Here is a 20,853-nt window from a genome sequence, read left to right as displayed (position 1 = left end):
CCTCTTGTTTATTCGGTGATGCCTTGTCGTCGGTCCAGAACCCACACAGTGAGCGGGTTGGTGCGTTGTATCGCGACCATCGCGGCTGGCTGCTGGCCTGGCTGCGGCGCAACGTGGCGTGCCCGAGCCGGGCCGAAGACCTGAGCCAGGACACGTTCATGCGTCTGTTGGGGCGCGACACGTTGCCGGAACCGCGCGAGCCAAGGGCATTTCTGGTGGCCATCGCCAAGGGCCTGTTGTTCGACTATTTCCGGCGCGCGGCATTGGAGCAGGCTTACCTGGCCGAATTGATGCTGATCCCGGAAAGCGAACACCCCTCCCCCGAAGCCCAGCAACTGATCCTCGAAGACCTCAAAGCCATCGACCGATTGCTCGGCACGTTGTCGAGCAAGGCCCGCGCGGCGTTTCTCTACAGTCGTCTCGACGGCCTGGGCCACGCGCAGATCGCCCAACGCCTCGGCGTATCGGTGCCCCGCGTGCGCCAGTACCTGGCCCAGGGCATTCGCCAGTGCTATATCGCACTGTATGGCGAGCCGACATGAGTACAGTCGGCGCCAAACCGGTCTCGGCCCGCGTGCTGGATGCGGCGATTGCCTGGCAGTTGTCCCTGGATTCGGGCGACGGCAGTGCGGTCGAGCGTGAAGAGTTCAGCAAATGGCTGGCCAGCGATGAGGAACACGCCCGCGCCTGGCGCCAGTTGGGCATGCTCGACCAACGTTTCAGCATCGCCTCGGGCCCGGCGCGCGCCGCGTTGTTGCAGTCCCGTCAGGCCATCCGTCAACGGGTACGCAAGCTCGGCAGCGGCCTGGCGAGCATTGCGCTTATCTGCGGCCTGGGGTTATTTGCAGGCGAACGCTATGTGCCGATCCACTATTGGCTGGCCGACCAACGCACCGCCACCGGCGAGCAGCGCACGCTGAAACTGGCGGACGGTACCCAGATCAACCTCAACACCCACAGCGCCATCGACGTGCGCTTCGATGAAAAGCGCCGGCTGATCGTGTTGCAGGACGGTGAAATCCTCGTCGAAACCGGCCATAACGACGCGCGCCCGTTCTACGTGCAGACCCGCGACGGCCGCCTGCGGGCGCTGGGTACGCGGTTTATCGTCAAGCGCGAAGACGACGCCACGCGCCTGAGCGTGCTGCAGTCCGCCGTTGCGGCGCAGCCGGAGGCGCTGCCGCAGGAACAGGTGTTCAAAGCAGGCCAGCAAGTGCTGATGCGCAGCGACGGCCTCGGCCCGTCCCTGGCCGTCACCCCCGCCACGGATGCCTGGACGCGTGGCATGCTGGTGGTGGACAACGCGCGCCTGGGCGACGTGGTCGAGGAATTGAGTCGCTACCGCCCTGGCTATCTAGGCGTGGATAAAAACGTGGCCGACTTGCGCATCACCGGCAGTTTCCCGCTGCACGACACCACGCTGGCGCTCAATGCGCTGCTGCCGACGTTGCCGGTGCAGATCACGCAGCACACGCCGTGGTGGGTGACGGTGGGTGCCAAGCGTTAGGCATCAGCAAGGCCTGGGTTGAGGCTATTGGGGGCAAGCCCCTCCCACATTGACCTGAACAAAACCCGATCAACTGTGGGAGGGGGCTTGCCCCCGATAGGCCTGCAAACACACCGAAAAATCCCCGGCAAAAAATATTTTCATCCCGCCCTATCACTTTTCGAATCTCGCTCGGCACATAGGCAATTGCGAATTACTTCCATTCAGGAGCCGCCCTATGTCCCGCACGCTAGACACCCTGCTGCGCCCCAGTCTGTTGGCCGTGGCCATTGCCCTCAGCACACCGCTGATCACGCCTCAGCTATTGGCGGCCGAACAGGCCTCCAGCGTGCGTGCCTACAACTTGCCGGCGGCGCCTCTGGCCAGCACGCTCAACCAGATCGCCAGCCAGGCCGGCCTGGCGCTGACCCTCGATCCGGCCCTGGCCGCCGGTAAAACCTCCGCTCCTGTAAACGGCCAGTTCGATGCCCAGAGCGCGCTGCGCCAGGCACTGCGCGGCACGGGGTTGCAGCTGGAACAGAGCAGCGCCGGAACCTTCACCTTGGTGGCGATTCCGGACGGCGTAGTGGCGTTGCCGGAAACCAACATCACCGGGCAAGGCAGTTATGAAAGCGCATGGGGCCCGGCCCAAGGCTACCTGGCGACACGCACCGCCGCCGGCACCAAGACCGACACCGCCCTGGTGGAAGCGCCGCGCTCGATCTCCGTCGCCACCCGCCAGCAGATGCAGGATCGCAGCGTTCATACCCTCGACGACGCGGTGAAATACATGCCCGGCATCGTGTCCGCCAGCTACGGCAGCGACACGCGCTACGACTGGATGCGCGTACGCGGCTTTGAGCCGACGCAATTTCTTGACGGCCTGCCGTTGCCGCGTGGCGTGTATGCCAACCCGAAAGCCGAGACCTGGAACCTCGATCGCCTGGCCCTGCTGCGCGGACCGGCCTCGTCGGTGTATGGCCAGACTCCACCGGGTGGCCTGCTGGACATGGTCAGCAGCCGTCCCAGCGAGCAGGCCAGCCACGCGGTGCAAGTGCAGTACGGCAGCGACAATCACCGCCAGATCAACTTCGCCAGCACCGGCAAGATCGACGACGACGGCCAGTTTCTCTATGGCCTGAGCGGCGTGGTTCGCGACTCCGGCACCCAGGTCGATCACATCGACAACAAGCGCTACAACATCGCCCCCAGCCTGACCTGGAACATCGACCCCGACACCCGGCTGACCTTGCTATCGCAGTTCACTCGCGACGATACCGGCACCACCAGCCAGTTCCTGCCGATCCAGGGCACCAAGATCAAATCGCCGCTGGGGGAGGTGTCCCACCACAAGAACCTCGGCGATCCGGACTATGAGTTCTACGACCGTACCTACTACGCGCTGGGCTATGCCTTCGAGCATCGCCTCAACGATACCTGGCAATTCAAGCAGAACCTGCGTTACACCAAGTCTGAGCTGTCGTTCCAGCAACTGACCGTAGGCTCCTACGCCTTCTCGCCGGCCGACGCGGCGGGCAATATCAGCCGGTCCACCACCAATGTGGACGAGAACATCGGCCAGTTCGCCGTGGACAACAACTTCCAGGCCGACTTTGCCACGGGGGACATCACCCACACCCTGCTGCTGGGCCTGGATCATCAGCGTACCGACACGTCCTATCTGTCGATCTTCGGTCTGGCCTCGGGCACCAATATTTTCAACCCGAGCTACGGGGGCTCGACCGTCCGTCCTGCGCGCTCCACAGCGTTCTATGACTACAACCAGAAAACCGTGCAAACCGGGCTATACGTCCAGGACCAGATGGCGTTGGACAACTGGCGCCTGACCTTGGGCGGCCGTGAAGACTGGGTGCACCAGGGCACCACCTACTTCAACAAGAACGACGCGACCAACACTGACCGCAGCAAGAACTTCAGCGGCAACGCGGCCTTGAGCTACGTGTTCGACTCCGGTTTCGTGCCGTACTTGTCCTACGCCGAGTCGTTCCAGCCGGCGAGCAACGCCAGCGTCGATCCTGTGAAGTCGTACAAACCCACCGAAGGCAAGCAATGGGAACTGGGGGTCAAATACCAGCCGCCCGGCTCCAACACCCTGCTGAGCGCGGCGGTCTATGACCTGACCCAAAAGAACGTGCTGGTGACCAGCTTCCAGGCCGGCGGCGTTTCCGTCACCGACCAGACCGGCGAAGTGAAGGTCAAGGGCCTGGAATTGGAAGCGGTGTCTGACGTGACCGATAACCTCAAGGTGATCGCCGCCTACACCCTGGCCAAATCCGAGGTGCAAAAAGGCCAATACAAAGGCAACCGCCTGCAACTGATGCCCAACCAGCAAGCGTCGCTGTGGACCGACTACACCTGGCACACCGGCGTGCTCGATGGCTTCGGCATCGGCTTTGGCGCGCGTTACACCGGCAACACCTACGGCGACCAGGCCAATACCTGGCTGGGTAAGGCCAACGCCTACACCGTGTTCGATGGCGCGGTGCATTACGACCTCGGTCGCCTGGACAACAGCCTCAAAGGCGCGTCGCTGAAGGTGAACGCCACCAACCTGTTCAACAAGGACTACCTGTCCACCTGCGATGGCAACTACTGCTACTTCGGCGACCAGCGCAGCGTCGTCGCCAGCGCCACGTACCAATGGTGATCGGCGCAGAGGCTGCAGGCTGAAACATGAAGAGCACAACCATCCGCCACTGGTCCTTCGTCCACACCTGGACCAGCCTGATCTGCACGGTGTTCCTGCTGCTGCTCGCCCTCACCGGCCTGCCGCTGGTGTTTCACCACGAGATCGACCATCTGCTGGGCAACGAACCTCAGCTCCAGCAGATGCCGGCCGATACGCCGCGATTGAACCTGGAACAACTGGTGAACAAGGCCCTGGCCCATCGCCCCGGAGAGGCCCTGCAATACCTGGCTTGGGATGAAGACGACCCGAACGGTGTGATCGCGATCATGGCCGCCACCGCCGGCACGGAGCCGAACGCGTCCCACACCTTCATGCTCGATGCGCGCAGCGGCGACGCGCTGGAGATGCCCTCGGCCAATGGCGGTTTCACCTTGTTTTTGCTGCGCCTGCATGTGGATATGTTCGCCGGTCTGCCGGGCAAGCTGCTGCTGGCGTTTATGGGTGTGCTGTTTGTGTTGGCGATCATTTCCGGCACGGTGCTGTACCTGCCGTTCATGCGTCGTCTGAAATTCGCCAGCGTGCGCCGGGACAAAACTACCCGCCTGCGCTGGCTCGACCTGCACAACCTGATCGGTGTGGTTACGCTGACCTGGGCCCTGGTGGTGGGCGTGACCGGCGTGATCAGCGCCTGCGCCGACCTGCTCATCGCCGCCTGGCGCCAGGACAGCCTTACGGCCCTGATCGAACCGTACAAGGATGCGCCGCCGCTGACCTCACGCGCCCCAGCCAGCGAGTTGCTGAGCATCGCCGCACGCGCCGCACCCGGTATGCAGCCGGACTTTATCGCCTTCCCCGGCACGCGGTTCTCCAGCGAGCACCACTATGCGGTGTTTATGAAGGGCAGCACGCACCTGACTTCGCACCTGCTCACCCCGGTGCTGATCGACGCCAGCACCCTGCAAGTCACGGCGATTGCCGAACGGCCGTGGTACATGGACGCCATGGGCATGTCCCAGCCGCTGCACTTTGGCGACTATGGCGGCATGCCGATGAAGATCCTGTGGGCGCTGCTGGATGGGCTGACCATCATCGTGCTGATCAGCGGAATTTACCTGTGGATCGCCAAACGCAGGACGGGCAAGGCATGAGGCCGCGCCAGTCGAGTTTCTGGAAGGTGTTCGGCATTCCGTTGGGAATCGGTCTGCTCAGCGCCGCCGGGCTGTTTGCGGCGTTACTGGGGGATGGCGGGTGGGATGCGTTGAGTTGGGTGGGGTTGGGTATACCAGCGGCCATTGGTAGTTGGGGGTTGTTCAAGGGGCGTGGCTGAGGGCCTCATCGGGGGCAAGCCCCCTCCCACACTTTGAATGTGTTCACAAATCAAAAATGGGGCTTGCCCCCGATGAGCCCTCAACCTGCCCCTCGCCAGCCACCGCACGACCCTCTAGGCTAGCCACAGTCAATCCAGAGGAATGCCCATGTCCACGCCCAACATGACCTTGTTCCACAACCCTGCATCGCCGTTCGTGCGCAAAGTCCGCGTGCTGCTGCTCGAAACCGGCCAGCAGGACCGCGTGGCCCTGCACGCCTGCATGCCGACCCCGGTCAACCCCGATGCGCAGTTGGTCGACGGCAACCCCGTGGGCAAGATCCCGGCATTGCGTCTGGCTGACGGCTCGGTGCTGCACGACAGCCGGGTGATCCTCGATTACTTCGACCACCAGCACGTCGGCAACCCGCTGATCCCTCGCGACGGCTCGGCACGCTGGCGCCGCCTCACATTGGCCTCGATGGCCGACGGCATTATGGATGCCGCCGTGCTGGTGCGCTACGAAACCGCCCTGCGCCCGGTGGAGAAGCACTGGGATCAGTGGCTCGACGAGCAGCGCAACAAAATCCGCCGCACCCTCGCCGAGCTGGAACAGAATGCCATCGCCGAACTGGCCAGCCACTTTGACGTTGCCGCGATCAGCGTGGCCTGTGCCCTGGGTTATCTGGATTTTCGCCATCCGGATATGCAATGGCGCGTGGACAACCCACAGCTTGCCGCCTGGTACGCCGACGTCAGCCAGCGGCCTTCGATGCAGCAGACCCAGCCACCGGCCTGACCTGCACACCGACCCAATGTGGGAGCGGGCTTGCCCGCGATCGCGGTATGTCATTCAGCACATCGGTTTCTGAACCACCGCTATCGCGAGCAAGCCCACTGCCACAGTGGGCAGTGGTGACAGCAAGGAATGTGGCGATCCTTGTGGCTAACTGCGCGCCTACTTGTCGATCCTCGCGCAAGCCGATCATTGCACCGCCTCCAGATCAAACTGCAGCGGCTCGCTCGCCTTGCGCTTGCCCACCCCGTACCAGTCCAATTTGCGCGTGAGCACCATCACCGTGCCCAGCAGGCCGAACAACAGCAGCGAACCCATCAGCAGCGCGTAATCCTCCGCACTCAACAACCCGTACAACAAGCCATACAACGCCGCCAGCCCCGCTGAGAACCCCAGGCCGTGGGCAATGCTGCGCAGCACATGGCACACGTAGAAACCGATCAACACCACGCACGCACTCGCCGAGATCAGATACGCCAGGGCAAACCCCAGGTGCTCGGACAGCGACAACAACAGCAGATAAAAGAACGCCAGCGCCACGCCCACCAGAGCGTATTGAATCGGGTGCACCGCCAGGCTCTTGAGCACTTCGAACAGAAAGAAACCGGCAAAGGTCAGGGCGATAAACAGCAGCGCGTATTTGATCGCGCGATCGCTCTTGAGGTACTGGTCCACCGGGTCGATGAAGTTCACACCGAAGCTGCGGTTGTTGAAGTCGTCACAGCCTTCGCGGTCCAGGCAGGTTTGCAGGGCCTGTTCGAGGTTGGTGGAGAAGAATGAGGTCTGCCAATTGGCGGTGAAGCCTTTGTCGGTGATGTCACGCTGGGCCGGCAGGAAGTTGCCGATAAAGCTGGGGTGCGGCCAATTGGACGCCAGCGATACCTGACTGGTCTTGCCCACCGGCACCACTTGCAGTTGTTCGGTGCCTTGCAGGCGCAGGTCGAAGGCGAAGTCCACCACCGCCGGTTTTTTACTGTCCTGCTCCGGCAGCGTGACATGGACGCCCTCCCCGAGCCAATCCACTTGGCTGCCTGGCGAGAACTCCAGGCGTTGGCTGCCCAGCTCCAGCTTCAGGGCGTTTTCGATGCCACGGATATCGCTGATGCCCACCGCCAGAAACGCCGGTTCGAAGCGGTAGTCCGCGAAATTTTCGTTGATGCCCAACTGCGCGGGCAGCTCGAAGCGCCCACTGATGCGGCTATCGGCATGGAACAGCCGTGCCTGGTAAATCCCCCGTGCGCGCAGTTCGGTCTGCACCTGGCCGTCGAGTTCAAAACGGTCCGGCAGGAAATACAGGCGCCCGCGTTCTTCACGGGTTTCCTCGTAGCGCTTGTTGAGCTTTTCGTTGAGTTTCCATTCACGCACGGTCTTGCGATACGGCACCACCATTACCGGGCCGGTCAGGCGCTGGGCGAAGCTGGAACTGCGGGCGATGTCCATCACGACACCGTCGCGCAGTTGCTGGCGGTCACTGATGATGCCGTTGATCATCAACAACGGAATCAGTAACAGCAGGATCAGTAGCGCAATGGCGCCAAGTTTGAAAAGCAGGCTGCGGTTCATGGGGCTCTCCCTGTTTTGATGGGCAGAGCGTGCGCCGCGCGCGTGGGGGTTTTATGTGGGTACTGTGGAGACTGTGTGGAGATGCAGCACCACCTGCACTCCACCCGGCACATTGCCGATCTGCAACGCACCGCCGTGCAGCTTCATCACTTCTTCAACGAAGTTCAAACCCAGGCCCGTGCTCTTGCGCCCACTGGCCGGACGCGGCAGTGAATAGAACCGCTCACTCAAACGCGGCAAGGCATAGTCGGGAATCGGCGCGGCCTGGTTGAACAGGCTCACCTGCACATCGTTGTGCTGGCGGCTCGCACTGAAGCGCAACGTGCCACCCGGCGGGGTGAAATCCAACGCGTTATCCAGCAAGTTGCCCAGCGCCTGACGCAACAGGAACGGCTCGCCAAACACGTTCACATCCGCCGCAATCCCTTGCTCGACGTGTAACCCAGCGCCTTCGATGCGCGCACACTGGGCATTGAGCACATCGCTCACCAGGGCCGCCAGCGGGATGCTCACCTGCTCTTCCAGGCCCTGGCGTTGTTCGACCTGTGCCAGATTCAACAGGCGTTCGATCAACTGCTGCAAGCGTGCGCTTTCGCTGTCGATATTGCCGACAAAACGCTGCTGTTGTTCGCGAGTCATGTCGCCCTGCAACAGCTCCGCAGCGCCGCGAATGGCCGCCAGCGGGCTTTTCAGTTCGTGGGCCAGGGTGTGTACGTAGTGTTCGACGTAGGCTTTGCCTTCCAGCTGTGTGCGCATGTGCTCCACAGCAGTGGAGAGTTGCTTGAGTTCGCCGCCCCGGTAGTGCGGCAGCTCGGCGCGGCGGCCCTCGCTGACGGCTTCGGCATAGGCGGTCAGACGGCGCAGGGCGGCGCTCACCCACCACGACAACAGCGCGCCGAGCAGCAACCCGAGGATGACCAGCCCGGCGCCGTACCAAAGCAGGCGCCGCTCGGTACGGTCGACATAGGGCTGCAACGAGCTGTTGGGCTTGGCCACGGTGACCACGCCGATGATCTGGCCGTTATCGCGGATCGGCGCGCCCACGTGCATCACCGACGAGGTGGCGTCCTGCGGGTTACTGCGGGTGGAACGCGCGCCGTATTCGCCGCGCAGGGTCAGGTAAACGTCGTTCCACTTCGAATAGTCCTGGCCCACCGCCACGCCGCTGGAGTCGAGCAACACGGTGCCGTTGGCGTCGGTGACGTAAATTCGATGGTTGACCTGGTTTTTCGGTAGCCCCCAGATGGTCGCGCCAGGCTGACGATTGCCGTAAGCCTTGAGCAGCGCGGGCCAGTGGCTCTGGCCGAGGGTGCCGTTTTTGACGTCATCGCGCAGGATCTCGGCCAGCAGGTTGGCGGTGTCCACCAGGGTTTCTTCGGTGGACTGGCGCACGCCGGGGCGGATTTCCTTCATCACGGTGCTGAGCACGAAATAGCCGGTCAGGCCGATAAACAGCGCGTACACCAGGAACATCCGCAGCCCCAGGCGCATCAGCTGTGGCTCGGGCTGTAGCTGTAGCCGAGGCCGCGGTGGGTCTGGATCGGTTCGGCTTGGGCGGCAATGCCGCGCAATTTGCTGCGCAGGCTTTTGATATGGCTGTCGATATTGCGCTCGTAGCCGGCATCGGCAGGCACGCCCACGGCGTCGAGCAACTGTTCGCGGCTGAACACCCGCTCCGGTTGTTCCAACAGGCTCTGCAGCAGACGAAACTCATGGCGCGTCAGGCTCAAGGGCTGGCCGCGATAGGCGATCTGCATGCGCTCCAGATCCACCTGAAACAGCGCCGGCGCCACACCAGGGCCGACGCGCTTGAGGATCGCCTTGACCCGCGCCGCCACTTCCCTTGGGCTGAACGGCTTGACCACGTAATCGTCGGCGCCGATCTCCAGCCCCACGACCCGATCGATCTCACCGTCGCGGGCACTGAGGAACATCACCGGCACTTCGCTGAAGCGGCGCAATTGCTTGCAGGTTTCAAAACCACTGATGTCCGGCAGGCCGATGTCGAGGATGATCAGGTCGGCCGGGGTCTTGCGCTGATGCTCCAGCGCCGCCTGGCCCAGGCTCAGCCAGGTGGTGCCGAAGCCCTCGCCTTGCAGGGCGAATATCAGCGTGTCGGCAATCGCCGCTTCGTCTTCGACAATCAGGATGTGGGGCATGGCAGTCCGTCAGCAGTCCGGTTTGTCGGCAGTGTACCGACGGGCCGGGTTCACCGCAGCGCCGAATTCACGCAGGGCCTTGGCACCGATCAGCAACGGGTAGTTGAAGCTGCTGCGGTCGGTGAGGTTGACCTCGACGGTGCGCTTGACGTTGCCCAGGCACATTTCCAGATCGATCACTGGGCGCTTGGCCACGCTGGCTTCATCTTTTTCGTCGTCTTCGTCGGCGCGGCTCTTGATCTTGCTGATGCGCGAGACTTTGTGTTCGAAGACCTTATCGGATGCGTCCTTGCCGCCCAGGCGGAAACGAACCCAGTCATCACCATCGCGGGTGAAGGTTTCGATGTCGCGGGCCGACAGCGAGGCAGTCAGCGCGCCGGTGTCCATCTTGGCCTTGAAGGTTTCGCCGATCTCCGGCAACTGGATGTATTCGTAGCGACCGTAGAGGGTCGGTTCGGCGGCCATGACCGGCAGGGCAGCCAGGGCGAGGGAGGCAAGGAGCAGTTTCACGAAGTGATTCCTCGGAAAAGAAGTAGGCGGATTCTAGACCGCATAAGCGCTACTTAGTTAGATCACCCGGCGTTTTGTGATTTGGCCTCTAGACTCAAGCTGCTTATCATGGCCCGCCCACACAATTCCAAGAGTTGCTTATGCGCCGCCTGCTCACCGGCTGTTTGGTTACATTGCTGCTGTTACTCAATACGCTGGTCCTGATCGGACCGCTGATGGTGTTCGCCCTGCTCAAGCTGGTGGCGCCTGGCCGCTCTCGGGACTACATGTCCTGGGCGGTAATGTGGATCGCCGAGACCTGGGCCGAGATCGACAAACTGATCTTCGCCCTGTGCATTCCGACCCAGTGGGATATCCGCGGCGGCGATGAGCTGCGCCGTGACACGTCGTACCTGGTCATCAGCAACCATCAATCGTGGGTGGATATTCCCGCGCTGATCCAGGCCCTCAACCGGCGCACGCCGTTCTTCAAGTTCTTCCTGAAAAAAGAGCTGATCTGGGTGCCCTTCCTCGGCCTGGCCTGGTGGGCGCTGGATTACCCGTTCATGAAGCGCTACACCAAAGCCTTCCTGGCCAAACACCCGGAATTGGCGGGCCAGGATTTGAAGATCACCAAACAGGCGTGCGAGCTGTTCAAGCGCCAGCCGGTGACAGTGGTCAATTACCTGGAAGGCACGCGCTTCAGCCAGGCCAAACATGCGCAGCAGGCTTCACCGTTCAAGCGGCTGCTCAAGCCCAAGGCGGGCGGTGTGGCGTTTGTGCTGGCGGCAATGGGCGAACAGCTGGATGCGATTCTCGACGTGACCGTGGTGTACCCGTCGCAGAAGATCCCGGGGTTCTGGGACTTGATCAGCGGCGCGGTGCCGAAGGTGATCATCGATATCCAGACCCGCGAGCTGGACCCGGCGTTGTGGCAGGGGGATTACGAGAACGATCCGGCCTTTCGCCAGACCGTCCAGAGCTGGGTGAACCAGCTCTGGAACGAGAAGGATGCGCGTATTGACGAACTTATCCAGTGACCTGTCGGCACCAACAACTGACGCGTGGCCGACTCACTCGGTCAGAACGAAATTGACGCATCATTATCTGCGCTAAAACCCAAGCTCCCAACGCTCCCGGAAGCTTGCGCGCCGGCGGAAACCCCAACACCGCCCTGCCCAGCTTGGCCGCTGTTTTTCATGTCAGCGAACGTCATGAAACTATCGCCCTCGGCTGGCTTGTCGCAGCCGCAACCTTGTGCCGACCCGTATGTAGAAAAGGAATTAAACATGTTCTGCAGTACATTGAACTCGCTCATCGAACGGTCTCCAGAAGTGGTTGGACGTCTACCCTGATACGCCACATTCGAACGTACCAGACAGCATCGATAAGTGGATAAAGCCTTGCCGCCAGTTCCTAGCTCGGCCGAATTATCGATAGATCAAAAGGCCGCCCAACACGGGAACGGGTTGCAAGGCAACATAAAATCAGAGCCTTTCAGTTGTCAGTGCCCCAAGCCGAGGCCAGCTTGCCCAGCACCGAACTGTTGGCGCCCTGGCTGCCCAGAAATTGCAGAATCACCGGGGCAAACTGGCCGACCATGCTACTGTCCATGCCCAAGGCGCTGAAGGCGGTGTTGAGGTCGTTGGTGTTTTTTACATTGCCGAGCAGGCCATCCAGGCCGCTGGTCTTGCTGCCGCCGGTCTGGCCGAGCATGCCGCTCAAGGCTCCAAGGCTGCCGAGGGCATTGTTTCCCGACAACTGGTCAAGCCCTGGCACGCTCTGGCCCAACTGCGAATAATCTTTGCCGCTCAACTGATTGCGCGCCAGGCCGAGCATAGCGCCGGTGCCGCCGATGGCTTGCTCCGGGGTAACGTTCAACTGCGAGGTCAGGGTGCTCAGCAGGTCGGCCGTCTGGGACGACGGTGCGGCAGCAGCGGCTTTGTTGTTACCACCCTGCATACCCGCAATGGCATTGGCCGCGTCGCCCAGGCTGAAGCCTGCGGCCAGTGCGGGCCCGGCGGCCAACGTCATCAGGCAGGACAGGGCGAAACCGCGTGAAATCTTCATGGATACAACCTCAGGATGTAGGGGCGAAAGCAGGTTTTTGACTGGGTAACCGGTCGGTTGTTCCGAGCCAGGGAGGAACCGATCCGGCCTAAGCGAGTCCATGAACTGACTACAAAATTTGTCAGGAAGAGACTTATGACTGCGATCAAACCCCAAGTGATTGAGCACAAGCCTCCATTCTGGAGCCGCCCTCGCCTGTTCATCGGTGCCTGTGTCGTGGTGGTTGCCGGTATCGGCGGCGCGATCTACACCCAGGACAGCGTCAAATCCGCTGCCACCCTGGTGACCACCACCCAGCAGCCGGCCGCGCAAATCATGGCGCACAAAGACTACCTGGAAGTGCAACCCATCGCCGCCGCCGCCGCAGAGCCGGACAAGAGCCTGGAACTGTGGGCGATTCCCAAAGACGGCACGCCGATCTCCCTGGGCCTGTTGCCGGAGGACGGCAAAGGCATTATCGGCCTGAACCCACGCCAGCAAGCGTCCATCAGCAAACCGGTGGAGTTGATGGTGAGTTCGGAAACCAAAGGCGGCTCGGTGAGCAAACAACCGACCGGGCCCACTGTCTATCAGGGCGCACTGGCCAACCGCTGATATCCCAATACCACAAGCCAATGTGAGAGGGGGCTCGCCCCCGATGGCGTCGATTCAGTCACCTGTTTACTGACTGAATCAATACCATCGGGGGCAAGCCCCCTCCCACATTTGGCTCTTGCTGTGCCTGGGTTTTACGCCGCGCTGAACAACTTGTGCGGATCAATCACAAACTTCTTCGGCACGCCCGCATCGAACTCGCCGTAGCCCCGTGGTGCGTCGTCCAGGCTGATCACCTGCACGCCGACGATCTCGGCGATGTTGATGCGGTCCCACATGATCGCCTGCATCAGCTGGCGGTTGTACTTCATCACCGGGGTCTGGCCGGTGTGGAAGCTGTGGGATTTGGCCCAACCCAGGCCGAAACGGATGCTCAGGCTGCCCATTTTCGCGGCGGCGTCGACGGCACCCGGATCTTCGGTGACGTACAGGCCCGGGATACCGATCTTGCCCGCTACGCGCACTACGCCCATCAACGAGTTGAGTACGGTGGCCGGAGCCTCTGCCTTGACGCCATCGTGGCCATGGCCGCGCGCTTCAAAGCCCACGCAGTCGACCGCGCAGTCCACTTCCGGCTCGCCCAGCAACGCGGCGATCTGTTCGTGCAGCGGCGTATCGGTGGACAGGTCCACTACTTCAAAACCCTGGGCCTTGGCGTGGGCCAGGCGGATGGAGTTGACGTCACCGACGATCACCACCGCCGCACCCAGCAGACGTGCCGACGCAGCAGCGGCCAGGCCAACCGGGCCGGCACCAGCGATGTACACGGTGCTGCCTGGGCCAACGCCCGCCGTCACCGCGCCGTGGTAGCCCGTCGGCAGAATGTCGGAGAGGCAGGTCAGGTCGCGGATTTTCTCCATGGCCTTGTCGCGGTCCGGCAGTTTGAGCAGGTTGAAGTCGGCGTACGGCACCAGCACGTACTCGGCCTGGCCGCCAGTCCAGTCGCCCATGTCGACGTAGCCATAGGCGCCACCGGCACGGGCCGGGTTGACGGTCAGGCACACGCCGGTGTGTTGCTCTTTGCAGGAACGGCAGCGCCCGCAAGCCACGTTGAAGGGGACGGAAACCAAGTCGCCGATTTTCAGGTTTTCGACGTCGCTGCCCTTCTCGATCACTTCACCGGTGATTTCGTGACCGAGCACCAGGCCGGTCTGGGCAGTGGTACGGCCGCGCACCATGTGTTGGTCGGAGCCGCAGATATTGGTGGAGACCACGCGCAGGATGACGCCGTGCTCGATCTTCCTGCCACGGGGGTCCTGCATTTTGGGATAGTCGATTTTCTGTACTTCGACCTTGCCGTTGCCGAGATACACGACACCACGATTACCAGACATGCTTTCACCTCGCTGTTGTTTTTATGGAACTGCGTTGCCGTCAAATGGGCAGCGCGTTAAGTGCTCGGGTACAGATGCTGTTGCTTGTGTTGTTTGTCAGGGCCTCATCGGGGGCAAGCCCCCTCCCACATTTTGATTTGTGTACGCATTCAACTGTGGGAGGGGGCTTGCCCCCGATAGCGGCAGTCATAGCACCACTGTCCTATTGGCATTCAAGAACACCCGCCGCTCAATGTGATACCCAACCGCCCGGGCCAGTGTCAGCCCTTCAATATCGCGGCCCTTGGCAATCAAATCCTCGGGATAGTGGCTGTGATCCACCACCTCCACGCCCTGGGCGATGATCGGGCCTTCGTCCAGGTCGTTGTTGATGTAATGCGCAGTGGCGCCCACCAGTTTCACGCCCTTGTTGTACGCCTGGTGATACGGCTTGGCGCCCTTGAACCCCGGCAGCAACGAGTGGTGAATGTTGATGGCCTTGCCATCGAGCTTGCGGCACAGCTCCGGCGACAGCACTTGCATATAGCGCGCAAGAATCACCAGTTCGGCACCGGTGTCTTCCACCACTTGCCACACCTGACGCTCCTGGGACGGTTTGTCGTTGGGGTCGAGGGGGAAATGGTAGTAGGGAATCTGATGCCAGTCGGCCAATGGCTTGAGATCGGGGTGGTTTGACACCACCGCCACCACGTCCATCGACAATTGGCCGATACGCTGGCGGTACAGCAGATCATTCAGGCAGTGATCGGCCTTGGACACCATGATCACTACCTTTGGCCGGTAGTTCGGTGCCGTCAGCTCGAAGATCATGCCAAACGCTTCGCCCCGCGCAGCCAGCCCATCGCGAAAGGCTTGCTCGTCGAACCCGTCGGGCTGGCGGAATTCCACGCGAATGAAAAACCGGCCCGAGAGGCGGTCATCGAACGAATGGTGCTCGGTGACGTAGCAGCCCTGCTCGAACAGGTAGCGGGTGACCGCGTCCACCGTGCCGAGCACGCTGGGGCAGTCGGCGGTCAAAATCCATGTATCGGGTGCGCGGCTCATGGGTTATTCCTCAGGCTTGGACACTCAGGCCGAATTCCGCCGAGGCATCCTGCAACCACAACCACCAGTAATCCGAGAAGCTGCGACGGATCACCAGCTCCCAGGTGTCTTCGGCGGTATGGCGGATCACCAGTTGCGACTTGGCGAACACCGTGCCTACCGCTTTGCCCACTGGGAAATTATTGGGGTGCACGTCGTAGCTGGTGGATTTCATCAGCACATCGCGCACGTTCGGGCCGCTGAGTTCGAGGATCTGCTGGCCGCCGCTGACGTTGACCACCTGAATATGTAGGTCGCCCAGCGCGGCACGCAGGTTCTGCTCTGCGGCGAATTCCTCACCGCTCGGCACCACCAACAGCCACTCATCCGGGCCGAGCCATTGCAGGCTGGTTTCGCCTTTGACGATAACTTGCAGGGCGCCGGGCAATTCGATGCCCAGGGCCTTGTGCACGCCGGCGGCGAACGCGGCATCGTGGCCATCGCCACGAATGGTCAGGTGGCCGAGCAGTTTCTTTTCGCGCACGGTCACACCGGCGTTCTTGCGGCCCTTACCGACCAGGCTGGCGAGGTCGGCATGGTGCAGCGACGACTCGGCCTTGGCGCCGGTAGTGGGGCGTTGTTGGTACACATTGGCTGCTGTCATAAAGCACCTGTTTGAATTCTGGGGTGACTGTTCTGGCCTTATCGGGGGCAAGCCCCCTCCCACATTTGGAAAGCATTTCCCTGTGGGAGGGGGCTTGCCCCCGATACAGGCGCCTCGGTCTATCAAATGTTCTGGCGATCACCTTTCGGGTCGAAGAACACCGAAGACACAATCTCAGCCTCGATCACGCTGCCATCGGCCTGGGGCGAGAACACCCGTTCGCCGATGCGCTTCAAGCCGCCTTTCACCACGCCCATGGCAAACGAATAGCCCAGGGAATTGTGCGCGTAGCTGGAGGTGACGTGACCAACCATCTTCATCGGGATCGACTGCTTCGGATCGAGCACCAGTTGCGCGCCCTCCGGCAGCCACACCTTAGGATCAATCGGCTTGAGGCCCACCAGTTGCTTGCGCTCTTCGCGCACGCAGTCTTCACGGTTCATGCCGCGCCAGCCGATCCACGAGAACGGTTTGGTACGGCCAACGCACCAGCCCATGTTGAGGTCGTCCGGGGTCATCGAGCCGTCGGTGTCCTGGCCGACGATGATGAAGCCCTTCTCGGCCCGCAGTACGTGCATGGTTTCGGTGCCGTACGGAGTCAGGTTGTACTTCTTGCCGGCGGCGACGATCTGTTCCAGCACGCCCATGGCGTAGTCGGCCTGCACGTTGACTTCGTACGACAGCTCACCGGTAAACGAAATGCGGAACACCCGCGCCGGCACACCGCCCACCAAACCTTCTTTCCAGGTCATGAACGGGAAGCCGTCCTTGTCCAGGTCGATGTCGGTGACTTCCGCCAGCAGCTTGCGGCTGTTGGGGCCGGACAGGGTCATGGTCGCCCAGTGGTCGGTGACCGAGGTGAAGTACACCTTGAGGTCCGGCCATTCGGTCTGCTGATAGATTTCCAGCCACTGCAGCACGCGGGCGGCGCCGCCGGTGGTGGTGGTCATCAGGAAGTGGTTGTCGGCCAGGCACGCGGTCACGCCGTCGTCGAAGACCATGCCGTCTTCCTTACACATCAGGCCGTAGCGCGCCTTGCCCACGTCGAGCTTGGTCCAGGCGTTGGTGTAGATGCGGTTGAGGAACTCACGGGCGTCCGGGCCCTGGATGTCGATCTTGCCGAGGGTGGACGCATCCAACAGGCCAACGCTGTCGCGCACGGCCAGGCATTCGCGTTTCACCGCGGCGTGCAGGTCTTCACCGTTGCGCGGGAAGTACCAAGGACGTTTCCACTGGCCGACGTCTTCGAACTCGGCGCCATTCTTGACGTGCCACGCGTGCAGCGCGGTGTAGCGCACGGGTTCGAAGATATGCCCACAGTGCCGGCCCGCTACGGCGCCGAAGGTGACCGGCGTGTAGTTGGGACGGAACATGGTGGTGCCCATCTGCGGGATGGTCACGTTCAGCGAGCGCGCAGCGATAGCCAGGCCGTTGACGTTGCCCAACTTGCCCTGATCAGTGCCGAAGCCCAGCGCGGTGTAGCGCTTGACGTGCTCGACCGACTCGAAGCCTTCGCGGGTGGCCAGCTCGATGGCGGCAGCGGTAACGTCGTTCTGCAGGTCGACGAATTGCTTCGGCGCCCGTGCGGTCGCTTTGTCGTGCGGCACCTGGTAGATCGCCAGGGTAGGTTCTTCCAGACGGCTCAGGGCCTTTGGCAGAGTGCCTTCCACCGGCGCGAAACCGGCTTCGCTGGCGGCGCGCACGCCCCCTTCGAAACCATCGGCCAGGGAATCGCCGAGGCCGTAGACGCCGTTGATACCACCGACGCACACGCGTTTCTGCGGCGCTTCGCCAGGGACGAAACCAAGAATGTCTTCACGCCAGATCGGCTTGCCGCCCAGGTGCGAAGCCAGGTGAACCACCGGGCTGTAGCCGCCGGAGCTGGCCACCAGGTCGCAGTCCAGCCACTCGCCGGGGCTGGTGACTTTATGCGCCTTGACGTCAATCGCGGCGACACGCGCAGCGGTCACGCGCTTGGTGCCACGGGCTTCGACCACGGCGCTGCCGGTGAGGATGCGGATACCTTTGGCGCGGGCTTCTTCCACCAGTGCACCGCGTGGGTTGTGGCGCACATCGGCGACGGCTACCACGGCCAGGCCGGCGTCGAACCAGTCCAAGGCCACGCGGTAGGCGTGATCGTTGTTGGTCGACAGCACCAATTTTTTACCCGGTGCCACGCCGTAACGGCGCACGTACGTGGAGACCGCACCGGCCAGCATGTTGCCCGGCACGTCGTTGTTGCCGTACACCAGCGGACGCTCGCACGCGCCGGTGGCCAACACCACGCGTTTGGCACGCACACGGTGAATGCGCTGGCGCACCACGCCGATCGGCGCACGGTCGCCGAGGTGATCGGTGAGGCGCTCGTGAATGGTCAGGAAGTTATGGTCGTGGTAGCCGTTGACGGTGGCGCGGGGCAGCAGCACCACGTCCGGCAGGCTTTTCAATTCGGCGATCACACTGGCGACCCACTCGCTGGCGGGCTTGCCGTCCAGGCTTTCGCGGGAGTCGAGCAACGAACCACCGAACTCTTCCTGCTCATCGGCGAGGATCACCCGGGCGCCGCTGCGCGCAGCCGCCAGTGCCGCCGCCAGCCCGGCAGGGCCTGCGCCCACCACCAGCACGTCACAGTGACGGTTGAAGTTGTCGTAGGTGTCCGGATCGTTCTCGGTCGGCGAGCGGCCCAGGCCAGCGGCCTTGCGGATGTACTTCTCGTAGGTCATCCAGAACGATTGCGGGTACATGAAGGTTTTGTAGTAGAAACCCGGCGGCATCAGCTTGCCGCCGACCTTGCCGAGAATGCCCATCATGTCGTTGTTGACGCTCGGCCAGCCGTTGGTGCTGGTGGCGACCAAACCTTGATACAGCGCCTGTTGTGTGGCGCGTACGTTAGGAACCTGGGTGGCTTCGGTCGCGCCGATCTGCAGCACTGCGTTCGGCTCTTCGGCACCGGCGGCAAAGATGCCGCGAGGGCGCGAGTACTTGAAGCTGCGGCCAATGATATCGACGCCGTTGGCCAGCAACGCGGCGGCCAGGGTGTCGCCTTCGAAGCCTTTGTAGGTCTGGCCGTTGAAGCTGAAGGTCAGGACCTTGTTACGGTCGATCCGGCCACCGTTGGACAGGCGATTGATCTGGCTCATACCTTCTCTCCAGAAGCCTTGGCGGTGAATTGCGGCTTCTCGCCAATCTTGTAGGTTTCAAGAATTTCGTAGGTCACGGTGTCGCGGGTCGCGTTGAAATACTGGCGGCACCCGGCGGCGTGAATCCACAACTCGTGATGCAGGCCACGGGGGTTGTCGCGGAAGAACATGTAGTCGCCCCACTGCTCGTCGGTGCAGGCGTTGGGGTCCAGCGGGCGCGGGATGTGCGCTTGGCCGGACGCGTGGAATTCCTCTTCGGAGCGCAGTTCGCCACAGTGAGGACAGAAGATATGCAACATAGGGAATTTCTCCTGTTAGTGGGCGACGGCGGCAGCGCCGTGTTCGTCGATCAACGCACCGTTGTGGAAACGGTCGATGGAAAAAGGTGCCGCCAATGGGTGCATTTCACCCTTGGCGAGGCTGGCGGCAAACACGTTGCCTGAGCCCGGCGTGGCCTTGAAGCCACCGGTGCCCCAACCGCAGTTGAAGAACATGTTTGGCACCGGGGTCTTGGAGATGATCGGGCACGCATCCGGGGTGGTGTCGACGATGCCGCCCCACTGGCGGTTCATGCGTACGCGCGACAGCACTGGGAACATCTCGACGATGGCCTGGATGGTGTGCTCGATCACTGGGTACGAACCGCGCTGGCCGTAGCCGTTGTAACCGTCGATACCGGCACCGATCACCAAGTCGCCCTTGTCGGACTGGCTGATGTAACCGTGTACGGCGTTGGACATGATCACGCTGTCGATAATTGGCTTGATCGGCTCCGACACCAGCGCTTGCAGCGGGTGGGATTCGATTGGCAGGCGGAAACCGGCGAGCGAAGCCATGTGACCGGAGTTACCGGCAGTGACCACACCGACGCGCTTGGCGCCGATAAAGCCCTTGTTGGTTTCCACACCGATGCACACGCCGTTTTCCTTGCGGAAGCCGATCACTTCGGTTTGCTGGATCAAGTCCACACCGAGGGCGTCGGCGGCGCGGGCGAAGCCCCAGGCCACGGCATCGTGACGGGCCACGCCGCCACGCCGTTGTACGGTGGCGCCGAGCACCGGGTAGCGGGTGTTTTTCGAGCAGTCCAGGTACGGAATCTCGTCGGCTACTTGCTTGGCATTCAGCAGTTCGCCATCCACGCCATTGAGGCGGTTGGCGCTGACGCGGCGCTCTGAGTCACGGATGTCCTGCAGGGTGTGGCACAGGTTATAGACGCCACGCTGGGAGAACATCACGTTGTAGTTCAGGTCCTGGGACAGGCCTTCCCACAGTTTCATCGCATGTTCGTACAGGTGCGCCGACTCGTCCCACAGGTAGTTGGAACGCACGATGGTGGTGTTGCGCGCGGTGTTACCGCCGCCCAGCCAGCCTTTCTCGACCACGGCCACATTGGTGATGCCGTGTTCCTTGGCCAGGTAGTAAGCGGTCGCCAGACCATGCCCGCCGCCGCCGACGATGACCACGTCGTACACCTTTTTAGGGGTCGGCGTGCGCCACATCTTCTGCCAGTTTTCGTGATGGCTGAGTGAGTGCTTGAAGAGGCCGAAGCCCGAGTAGCGTTGCATAGTCATTACTCCAA

General features: G+C 62.2%; 20 protein-coding genes. 8 read left to right on the top strand and 12 right to left on the bottom strand.

Annotated features, from left to right (window positions below):
* Positions 1-23 precede the first annotated feature (23 nt).
* The 6 genes from FIV35_RS23465 to FIV35_RS23440 all read left to right on the top strand — a co-directional run bounded on the left by FIV35_RS23465 (position 24) and on the right by FIV35_RS23440 (position 6,241).
* Positions 24-542, top strand: coding sequence for an RNA polymerase sigma factor (locus tag FIV35_RS23465; protein WP_034101123.1), 519 nt, complete (start codon positions 24-26; stop codon positions 540-542).
* On the top strand, positions 539-1,507 hold the full coding sequence (locus FIV35_RS23460; RefSeq protein ID WP_034139583.1) for a FecR domain-containing protein: 969 nt from the start codon (positions 539-541) through the stop codon (positions 1,505-1,507). Before FIV35_RS23465 ends, FIV35_RS23460 begins: the two co-directional genes overlap by 4 nt.
* Before the next feature lie 217 nt (positions 1,508-1,724).
* Positions 1,725-4,154, top strand: coding sequence for a TonB-dependent siderophore receptor (locus tag FIV35_RS23455; protein WP_034139584.1), 2,430 nt, complete (start codon positions 1,725-1,727; stop codon positions 4,152-4,154).
* A 26-nt stretch (positions 4,155-4,180) separates the two neighbouring features.
* Entirely contained in the window at positions 4,181-5,284 is a 1,104-nt protein-coding gene (locus FIV35_RS23450; protein ID WP_034139585.1) for a PepSY-associated TM helix domain-containing protein, read from the top strand.
* Positions 5,281-5,463 (top strand): hypothetical protein, encoded by a 183-nt coding sequence (locus FIV35_RS23445; protein ID WP_034101129.1) that lies wholly within the window; start codon positions 5,281-5,283, stop codon positions 5,461-5,463. Before FIV35_RS23450 ends, FIV35_RS23445 begins: the two co-directional genes overlap by 4 nt.
* A 148-nt stretch (positions 5,464-5,611) precedes the next feature.
* Positions 5,612-6,241 carry a glutathione S-transferase N-terminal domain-containing protein gene (locus FIV35_RS23440; RefSeq protein WP_034139586.1) on the top strand — a complete coding sequence of 210 codons (630 nt, stop codon included), beginning with the start codon at positions 5,612-5,614 and terminating at the stop codon, positions 6,239-6,241.
* 186 nt (positions 6,242-6,427) lie between these two features.
* Here the strand turns inward: FIV35_RS23440 and creD are convergent, their stop codons facing one another.
* From creD to rloA2, 4 genes are read right to left on the bottom strand one after another with little or no spacing between them, the layout of a single operon-like run.
* A complete protein-coding gene (gene creD, locus FIV35_RS23435; protein WP_083377935.1) occupies positions 6,428-7,801 on the bottom strand; it encodes a cell envelope integrity protein CreD in 1,374 nt (457 codons plus the stop codon).
* A 51-nt stretch (positions 7,802-7,852) separates the two neighbouring features.
* Complete coding sequence (gene creC, locus FIV35_RS23430; RefSeq protein ID WP_034139588.1) at positions 7,853-9,292, bottom strand: two-component system sensor histidine kinase CreC; 1,440 nt, start codon at positions 9,290-9,292, stop codon at positions 7,853-7,855.
* Positions 9,292-9,960 carry a two-component system response regulator CreB gene (gene creB, locus FIV35_RS23425; RefSeq protein WP_034101136.1) on the bottom strand — a complete coding sequence of 223 codons (669 nt, stop codon included), beginning with the start codon at positions 9,958-9,960 and terminating at the stop codon, positions 9,292-9,294. The genes creC and creB overlap by 1 nt, the downstream gene beginning before the upstream one ends.
* 9 nt (positions 9,961-9,969) lie before the next feature.
* Complete coding sequence (gene rloA2, locus FIV35_RS23420; RefSeq protein ID WP_034139589.1) at positions 9,970-10,470, bottom strand: retropepsin-like aspartic peptidase RloA2; 501 nt, start codon at positions 10,468-10,470, stop codon at positions 9,970-9,972.
* Between the two features lie 140 nt (positions 10,471-10,610).
* On the opposite strand from rloA2, the gene FIV35_RS23415 reads away from it, so the two are divergent.
* Positions 10,611-11,489 carry a 1-acylglycerol-3-phosphate O-acyltransferase, YihG family gene (locus FIV35_RS23415; protein ID WP_034139590.1) on the top strand — a complete coding sequence of 293 codons (879 nt, stop codon included), beginning with the start codon at positions 10,611-10,613 and terminating at the stop codon, positions 11,487-11,489.
* A 41-nt stretch (positions 11,490-11,530) separates the two neighbouring features.
* Here the strand turns inward: FIV35_RS23415 and FIV35_RS23410 are convergent, their stop codons facing one another.
* The gene (locus FIV35_RS23410) at positions 11,531-11,767 is read right to left on the bottom strand and encodes a hypothetical protein (RefSeq protein WP_034139591.1); all 237 of its coding nucleotides are present in this window, start codon (positions 11,765-11,767) and stop codon (positions 11,531-11,533) included.
* Between the two features lie 179 nt (positions 11,768-11,946).
* Positions 11,947-12,519 carry a DUF2780 domain-containing protein gene (locus tag FIV35_RS23405; protein ID WP_034139592.1) on the bottom strand — a complete coding sequence of 191 codons (573 nt, stop codon included), beginning with the start codon at positions 12,517-12,519 and terminating at the stop codon, positions 11,947-11,949.
* A gap of 135 nt (positions 12,520-12,654) precedes the next feature.
* Between FIV35_RS23405 and FIV35_RS23400 the strand changes: the two genes are divergently transcribed.
* Positions 12,655-13,113: an anti-sigma factor gene (locus FIV35_RS23400; RefSeq protein ID WP_034139593.1), complete on the top strand. Its 459-nt coding sequence runs from the start codon at positions 12,655-12,657 to the stop codon at positions 13,111-13,113.
* A 134-nt stretch (positions 13,114-13,247) separates the two neighbouring features.
* Here FIV35_RS23400 and fdhA read toward each other — a convergent pair whose 3' ends face one another.
* From fdhA to FIV35_RS23370, 6 genes are all read right to left on the bottom strand, one after another.
* A complete protein-coding gene (fdhA, locus tag FIV35_RS23395) occupies positions 13,248-14,447 on the bottom strand; it encodes a formaldehyde dehydrogenase, glutathione-independent (protein WP_017530750.1) in 1,200 nt (399 codons plus the stop codon).
* A 186-nt stretch (positions 14,448-14,633) separates the two neighbouring features.
* The gene (purU, locus tag FIV35_RS23390; RefSeq protein ID WP_034101145.1) at positions 14,634-15,491 is read right to left on the bottom strand and encodes a formyltetrahydrofolate deformylase; all 858 of its coding nucleotides are present in this window, start codon (positions 15,489-15,491) and stop codon (positions 14,634-14,636) included.
* A 10-nt stretch (positions 15,492-15,501) separates the two neighbouring features.
* Positions 15,502-16,134, bottom strand: a complete 633-nt coding sequence (locus FIV35_RS23385; protein ID WP_024077781.1) for a sarcosine oxidase subunit gamma — start codon at positions 16,132-16,134, stop codon at positions 15,502-15,504.
* Between the two features lie 122 nt (positions 16,135-16,256).
* Positions 16,257-19,274, bottom strand: coding sequence for a sarcosine oxidase subunit alpha (locus FIV35_RS23380; protein ID WP_034139594.1), 3,018 nt, complete (start codon positions 19,272-19,274; stop codon positions 16,257-16,259).
* Positions 19,271-19,573, bottom strand: coding sequence for a sarcosine oxidase subunit delta (locus FIV35_RS23375; RefSeq protein ID WP_003194855.1), 303 nt, complete (start codon positions 19,571-19,573; stop codon positions 19,271-19,273). Before FIV35_RS23375 ends, FIV35_RS23380 begins: the two co-directional genes overlap by 4 nt.
* A gap of 15 nt (positions 19,574-19,588) precedes the next feature.
* Positions 19,589-20,839 carry a sarcosine oxidase subunit beta gene (locus FIV35_RS23370; protein WP_010207084.1) on the bottom strand — a complete coding sequence of 417 codons (1,251 nt, stop codon included), beginning with the start codon at positions 20,837-20,839 and terminating at the stop codon, positions 19,589-19,591.
* Positions 20,840-20,853 lie beyond the last annotated feature (14 nt).

Origin of the sequence: Pseudomonas rhodesiae (genome assembly GCF_007858255.1) — a bacterium.
Taxonomy (GTDB): domain Bacteria; phylum Pseudomonadota; class Gammaproteobacteria; order Pseudomonadales; family Pseudomonadaceae; genus Aquipseudomonas; species Aquipseudomonas rhodesiae.
The sequence above is the reverse complement of the archived record's forward strand: the minus strand, read 5'-3'. Positions and strand labels throughout refer to the sequence as shown.

Bases quoted from the DNA above. Each gene is read 5' to 3' on its own strand.
- FIV35_RS23405 (WP_034139592.1), bottom strand. From the start codon at position 12,519: ATGAAGATTTCACGCGGTTTCGCCCTGTCCTGCCTGATGACGTTGGCC.
- FIV35_RS23385 (WP_024077781.1), bottom strand. From the start codon at position 16,134: ATGACAGCAGCCAATGTGTACCAACAACGCCCCACTACCGGCGCCAAG.
- FIV35_RS23415 (WP_034139590.1), top strand. From the start codon at position 10,611: ATGCGCCGCCTGCTCACCGGCTGTTTGGTTACATTGCTGCTGTTACTC.
- creB (WP_034101136.1), bottom strand. From the start codon at position 9,960: ATGCCCCACATCCTGATTGTCGAAGACGAAGCGGCGATTGCCGACACG.
- FIV35_RS23440 (WP_034139586.1), top strand. From the start codon at position 5,612: ATGTCCACGCCCAACATGACCTTGTTCCACAACCCTGCATCGCCGTTC.
- purU (WP_034101145.1), bottom strand. From the start codon at position 15,491: ATGAGCCGCGCACCCGATACATGGATTTTGACCGCCGACTGCCCCAGC.
- FIV35_RS23455 (WP_034139584.1), top strand. From the start codon at position 1,725: ATGTCCCGCACGCTAGACACCCTGCTGCGCCCCAGTCTGTTGGCCGTG.
- FIV35_RS23460 (WP_034139583.1), top strand. From the start codon at position 539: ATGAGTACAGTCGGCGCCAAACCGGTCTCGGCCCGCGTGCTGGATGCG.
- FIV35_RS23410 (WP_034139591.1), bottom strand. From the start codon at position 11,767: ATGAGCGAGTTCAATGTACTGCAGAACATGTTTAATTCCTTTTCTACA.
- FIV35_RS23370 (WP_010207084.1), bottom strand. From the start codon at position 20,839: ATGCAACGCTACTCGGGCTTCGGCCTCTTCAAGCACTCACTCAGCCAT.
- fdhA (WP_017530750.1), bottom strand. From the start codon at position 14,447: ATGTCTGGTAATCGTGGTGTCGTGTATCTCGGCAACGGCAAGGTCGAA.
- FIV35_RS23400 (WP_034139593.1), top strand. From the start codon at position 12,655: ATGACTGCGATCAAACCCCAAGTGATTGAGCACAAGCCTCCATTCTGG.
- FIV35_RS23375 (WP_003194855.1), bottom strand. From the start codon at position 19,573: ATGTTGCATATCTTCTGTCCTCACTGTGGCGAACTGCGCTCCGAAGAG.
- creC (WP_034139588.1), bottom strand. From the start codon at position 9,292: ATGCGCCTGGGGCTGCGGATGTTCCTGGTGTACGCGCTGTTTATCGGC.
- FIV35_RS23380 (WP_034139594.1), bottom strand. From the start codon at position 19,274: ATGAGCCAGATCAATCGCCTGTCCAACGGTGGCCGGATCGACCGTAAC.
- FIV35_RS23445 (WP_034101129.1), top strand. From the start codon at position 5,281: ATGAGGCCGCGCCAGTCGAGTTTCTGGAAGGTGTTCGGCATTCCGTTG.
- creD (WP_083377935.1), bottom strand. From the start codon at position 7,801: ATGAACCGCAGCCTGCTTTTCAAACTTGGCGCCATTGCGCTACTGATC.
- FIV35_RS23450 (WP_034139585.1), top strand. From the start codon at position 4,181: ATGAAGAGCACAACCATCCGCCACTGGTCCTTCGTCCACACCTGGACC.